The organism is Sphingomonas sp. P2_B6 (assembly GCF_056404755.1).
The window spans coordinates 1-5230 of record NZ_JBFUDK010000032.1 but is presented as its reverse complement, the minus strand read 5'-3'; the positions used below and the strand labels follow the sequence as shown (position 1 = coordinate 5230).

Here is a 5230-nt window from a genome sequence, read left to right as displayed (position 1 = left end):
AAGCAGGAGGAGGTCGACGGTACCGGCTATCGCGACCTCGCCGACGCACGCGAGCGGATCGGGACCTTCATCGAGCAGGTCTACAATCGCCAGCGCCTGCACTCCGCCTTGGCCTACAGGTCGCCCGACGAGTATGAGGAAACCATGCGAAGGGCTGCTGCGCAGCAGCCCTTCAAACAAGCAACCGAGCTCTCTCTAATTAACGTGTCTCACTAAAGGGGGTCACTCCACCGGCGCGAGCGCCCTGTTATTGCGGAACAGGGCAAATGACGTTCAAGCATATGAAAAGACACGAAATAATCTCCAACAAAGTTGGAACTAACAGGGCAGAAAAAATTTTATCCCGTTTTGCGGCGATAACAGGGCAGGCGCCGCGGTTCCCGTGCCGCTCGAATCGGACTAACACCGACTGATGACCGCGCTTTCCACCGTGGAGCGGGACGCCATCGCGGCCCTCTCCGACGCCCCGATGCTCGCCCAGGTGCAGGACTGGGCCATGATCAACAGCGGTACCCGCAACATGGCCGGCCTCGCTGCCATGGCCGGCAAGCTCAGCGACGCCTTCTCGGTCCTGCCCGGCGAGATCGATCTGGTCGAGCCGGCGCCGGTCACCAGCGTCGGCGCGGACGGCACCGTCTCCGATCTCGTCCATGGCCGGCATTTCCATCTCGCGGTGCGCCCCGACGCGCCGGTGCAGATGCTGTTCACCGGCCATATGGACACGGTCTATCCGGTCGATCATCCTTTCCAGGCGCTGACTTTCCTCGATGAAACGAGGCTCAACGGTCCGGGCGTCGCCGACATGAAAGGCGGCATCGCGACCATGCTCGCCGCGCTCGAGGCGGTCGAGGCATCGCCGCTCGCCGGCCGCATCGGCTATGAAATCGTGATCAATTCGGACGAGGAGACCGGGTCCTTCTCTTCCAGTGCCCTGCTTGCCCGGGCGGCGCGCGGCAAGGTCGCCGCGCTCACCTATGAGCCCGCCTTGCCCGACGGCACGCTCGCCGGTGCGCGCGGCGGCACGGGCAATTTCTCCATCGTGGTGCACGGCAAGAGCGCACATGCCGGCCGCAACCCGGACGAAGGCCGCAACGCGATCGTCGCCGCGGCCGATATCGCGCTCCGGCTGAGCAGGGCGCGTGGCCCCGGCCTCGCGGTGAATCCGGCGCGGATCGAGGGCGGCGGGCCGAACAATGTTGTGCCCGAGCTCGCCATATTGCGCATCAATTTCCGCCCCGCCGCGCAGGACGAGATCGCCCGTGCGCAGGCGGTGATCGACTCGGCGGTCGCCGCGGTCGCCGCCGAGCATGATGTGACGATCCACGTCCATGGCGGCTTCAACCGGCCACCCAAGCCGATCGACCCGGGCGCCGCGAAGCTGTTCGAGCTGGTCAAGGCCGCCGGCGAAGATCTCGGGCTCGCCATTGCCTGGCGCGCGACGGGCGGCGTGTGCGACGGCAACAACATCGCCGCCTGCGGTGTGCCGGTGGTCGACACCATGGGCCCGCGCGGCGGCCTGATCCACTCGCCCGACGAGTTTCTCGTCATCGACAGCCTGGCCGAGCGTGCCGCCCTCTCCGCGCTGACCATCCTCCGCATCGCCGAAAAGGGTTCTTTATGAGCTTCCGTATCCGCTCCGCCCGCGACGAGGATCTGCAGCCGCTTTACGAGATGGCCAAGCTGACCGGCGGCGGCTTCACCAACCTCCCGGCCGATCGCACCGCGCTCAAGGCCAAGCTCGCCCGCAGCCACGAGGCGTTCGACCGTACCGATGACACCTTGTCGGACAATCTGTTCGTGCTGGTGCTGGAGAATATCGAGACCGGCGAAGTGCGCGGCACCTGCCAGATCTTCACGCAGGTCGGGCAGCGTTACCCCTTTTACAGCTACCGCATCGGCACGCTGACTCAGCACAGCGCCGAGCTCGGCCGCACCTTCCGCGCCGACCAGCTCTCGCTCACCACTGACCTCGAAGGGTGCAGCGAGGTCGGCGGCCTGTTCCTTCACCCGGGCGAGCGCGCCGGCGGTCTCGGCATGCTGCTCGCGCGCAGCCGCTATCTGTTCATCGCCCGCCACCGCGCGCGCTTCGCCGACCGGATCCTCGCGGAGCTTCGCGGGATCATCGACGAAGCCGGCGGATCGCCCTTCTGGGACGGGCTGGCCGGCCGCTTCTTCGGCATGAATTTCCAGGACGCCGATCAGTTCAATGCGGTGCGCGGCCACCAGTTCATCGCCGATCTTTTCCCGAAGCACCCGATCTATATCGCGATGCTCTCCGAGCATGCCCGCGCCACGATCGGCCTGCCCCATCCCTCCGGCCGCGCCGCGATGCGCATGCTGGAGAATGAGGGCTTCGCCTTCGAGAATTATATCGACATCTTCGACGGCGGCCCGACCATGACGGCGAAGACCGATCAGGTCCGCACCATTCGCGAGGCGCAATCGACGACGGTCACCGCGATCGACAATGACGGCGGCGAACCGGCGCTGATCGCGACCGGCCGCCTCGCCGATTTCCGCTGCGCTTATGGCCGCCTCCGCCCCTGCGGCGAGGGCGTCGCGATCGACCGCACCTGCGCGACCGCGCTGGCGGTGACCGAAAATGCCGAGATCAGCCATGTCGGACGCGCGTAAATGCTGAAAGAGATCAACTTCGACGGCCTGATCGGCCCGAGCCACAATTATGCCGGCCTAAGCCCCGGCAATCTCGCCGCAACGCGCAATGCCGGCAAGGTCGCCGCCCCGCGGCGTGCCGCCTTGGAGGGCATCGCCAAGATGCGCGCGAACCTCGCGCTCGGCCTGACCCAGGGCGTGTTTCTTCCCCTCGTCCGCCCCGACCATGCCTGGCTCGACAACCTCGCCACCAGCTATGCCGAGGCCGCGCCGCATCTCCAGGCCCAGGCACTGTCCGCCTCCGCGATGTGGGCCGCCAATGCCGCCACGGTCTCGCCGTCGCCCGACACCGCCGATGGCCGCTGCCATCTTTCGGTCGCCAATCTCGTGACCATGCCGCATCGCAGCCATGAATGGCCCGGCACGCTCGCCCAGTTGCGGCTCGCCTTCGCCGATCCGTTCTTCGCGGTGCACGGCCCCGTCCCCGCACCGTTCGGCGACGAAGGCGCGGCCAATCATATGCGGCTTTGCGCCGCGCATGGTGAGCCGGGCGTCGAGGTCTTCGTCTATGGCGTGTCGGGCGGTCCCTTCCCCGCGCGCCAGCACCGCGAGGCGAGCATGGCAGTCGCGCGGCGGCACCGGCTCGATGCGGATCGCACCCTGTTCGTCGAACAGTCGGAGGAGGCCATCGCCGCCGGAGCGTTCCACAATGACGTGGTCGCCGTCGCCAACGAACGCGTGCTGTTCGCGCACGAACTGGCCTTTGCCGACAGGGAAGCGTTCTACGCCGATCTGCGCGACATGCTCCCCGAGGTCGAGATCGTCGAAGTGCCGGCCGCCCGTGTGAGCCTTGCCGACGCCGTCTCCTCCTATCTGTTCAACGCTCAGCTCGTTACCCTACCCGACGCCACCATGGCGCTGATCCTGCCCGAGGAAGCGCGCGAGAACGCCGCCGTCTGGATCTGGCTTCAGGAGATGATCGCCGGCAACGGCCCGATCCGGCGGCTGGAGGTGGTCGATGTCCGCCAGTCCATGGCCAATGGCGGCGGCCCGGCCTGCCTGCGCCTGCGCGTCGTGGCCGATCCCGCCGCGATCGACCCGCGCTTCCTGGTCGACAACGCCCGGCTCGATCTGATCGCCGGCGTGGTCGAGCAACATTGGCCCGAGGAAATCCCGTACGCCGCCATCGCCGATCCGACGCTGGTCAAGGCGGTCGAACGCGCCCGCACGGCGCTGCTCGAGGCGCTTGGCACTGTCGAGTTAATTGACAGGTAACCATCATCGTTAAGGCAAGAATCGCGCGAATCCGCGATTGGCCCGCTCATTGCTTAACGAATAGCATGTGGACGAAATTCACCCGGCTGTTCGTCATCAAGACCAAGTTCGAAGCCTTTGTGGTCATCTATGGCCTGGGCCTCGGCTCGGTTGAGCGTGGCGTGCATTATCTGCAGCAATATCCCGGCGTCGGCGGCTGGATGCTCTTCTCGGTCTGCCCGATCGCGGTGTTCATGGCCGGCGCGCGCATCCTGGATTCGGTCGAGCGCTCGCACGCGGACTGAGCGAACTTTCGCGCCCAACAGGATAAGTTGATCGCTCTTGGCGCTTACGCCACTATCTGGGCGAGAATGAACGTCGCTCTGACCCATCTCCAACGCCTTGAGGCGGAGAGCATCCACATCATGCGCGAAGTGGTGGCCGAGGCGGAACGCCCGGTCATGCTCTATTCCGTGGGCAAGGATTCGGCCGTGATGCTGCACCTCGCGCGCAAGGCCTTTTTCCCGGCGCCCCCGCCCTTCCCGCTGCTCCATGTCGATACGACCTGGAAGTTCCGCGACATGTACGAACTGCGCGATCGTGCGGCGGCCAGCGCCGGCATGGAGTTGCTGGTCCACCGCAACCCGGAAGCCGAGGCGCGCGGCATCAACCCGTTCGACCATGGCAGCCTCCACACCGATATGTGGAAGACCGAAGGGCTGAAGCAGGCGCTGGAGAAATACGGCTTCGACGCGGCCTTTGGCGGCGCGCGCCGCGACGAGGAGAAGAGCCGCGCCAAGGAGCGGATCTTCAGCTTCCGTTCGGCCCGGCAGCGCTGGGACCCGAAGAACCAGCGCCCCGAGCTGTGGAAGCTCTACAATGCGCGCAAGAGCCGCGGCGAAAGCATCCGCGTCTTCCCGCTGTCCAACTGGACCGAGCTCGACATCTGGCAATACATCCTCGCCGAGGGCATCGAGATCGTCCCGCTCTATCTCTCCGCGCGGCGCCCGACCGTCGAGCGCGACGGCCTGTTGCTGATGGTCGATGACGACCGTTTCCGCCTCGAGCCCGGCGAAGTCCCGGTCGAACGCTCGATCCGCTTCCGCACGCTCGGCTGCTATCCGCTCACCGGCGCGGTCGAGAGCGAAGCAGCGACCCTGTCCGAAGTCATCCAGGAGATGCTGCTGACCACGACCAGCGAACGCCAGGGCCGCGCGATCGACCATGATCAGACGGCGAGCATGGAGAAGAAGAAAGCGGAGGGGTATTTCTGATGGGCGTTTCGACCCCGGCCGCCAGTAGTTCTTCTCCCCTCCCGCTTGCGGGAGGGGTCGGGGGAGGGCCGAGGGGTCGGGGGAGGGCC

The 5230-nt window shown here is 66.3% G+C and carries 5 protein-coding genes and 1 pseudogene; all 6 read left to right on the top strand.

The window, feature by feature from the left end; translation table 11 throughout:
• Positions 1-216: pseudogene (locus tag AC1DX5_RS24135) on the top strand (hypothetical protein); the annotation flags it as partial.
• Positions 217-412: 196 nt separating this feature from the next.
• Positions 413-1621 (top strand): hydrolase, encoded by a 1209-nt coding sequence (locus AC1DX5_RS24130; RefSeq protein WP_478017844.1) that lies wholly within the window; start codon positions 413-415, stop codon positions 1619-1621.
• On the top strand, positions 1618-2634 hold the full coding sequence (locus AC1DX5_RS24125; protein WP_478017843.1) for an arginine N-succinyltransferase: 1017 nt from the start codon (positions 1618-1620) through the stop codon (positions 2632-2634). Before AC1DX5_RS24130 ends, AC1DX5_RS24125 begins: the two co-directional genes overlap by 4 nt.
• Complete coding sequence (locus AC1DX5_RS24120; RefSeq protein WP_478017841.1) at positions 2635-3888, top strand: N-succinylarginine dihydrolase; 1254 nt, start codon at positions 2635-2637, stop codon at positions 3886-3888.
• A 65-nt stretch (positions 3889-3953) separates the two neighbouring features.
• A complete protein-coding gene (locus AC1DX5_RS24115; protein WP_465173120.1) occupies positions 3954-4172 on the top strand; it encodes a hypothetical protein in 219 nt (72 codons plus the stop codon).
• Positions 4173-4238: 66 nt separating this feature from the next.
• Positions 4239-5141 carry a sulfate adenylyltransferase subunit CysD gene (gene cysD / locus AC1DX5_RS24110; RefSeq protein WP_478017839.1) on the top strand — a complete coding sequence of 301 codons (903 nt, stop codon included), beginning with the start codon at positions 4239-4241 and terminating at the stop codon, positions 5139-5141.
• Positions 5142-5230: the final 89 nt, after the last annotated feature.

Bases quoted from the DNA above. Each gene is read 5' to 3' on its own strand.
- AC1DX5_RS24130 (WP_478017844.1), top strand. From the start codon at position 413: ATGACCGCGCTTTCCACCGTGGAGCGGGACGCCATCGCGGCCCTCTCC.
- AC1DX5_RS24125 (WP_478017843.1), top strand. From the start codon at position 1,618: ATGAGCTTCCGTATCCGCTCCGCCCGCGACGAGGATCTGCAGCCGCTT.
- AC1DX5_RS24120 (WP_478017841.1), top strand. From the start codon at position 2,635: ATGCTGAAAGAGATCAACTTCGACGGCCTGATCGGCCCGAGCCACAAT.
- AC1DX5_RS24115 (WP_465173120.1), top strand. From the start codon at position 3,954: ATGTGGACGAAATTCACCCGGCTGTTCGTCATCAAGACCAAGTTCGAA.
- cysD (WP_478017839.1), top strand. From the start codon at position 4,239: ATGAACGTCGCTCTGACCCATCTCCAACGCCTTGAGGCGGAGAGCATC.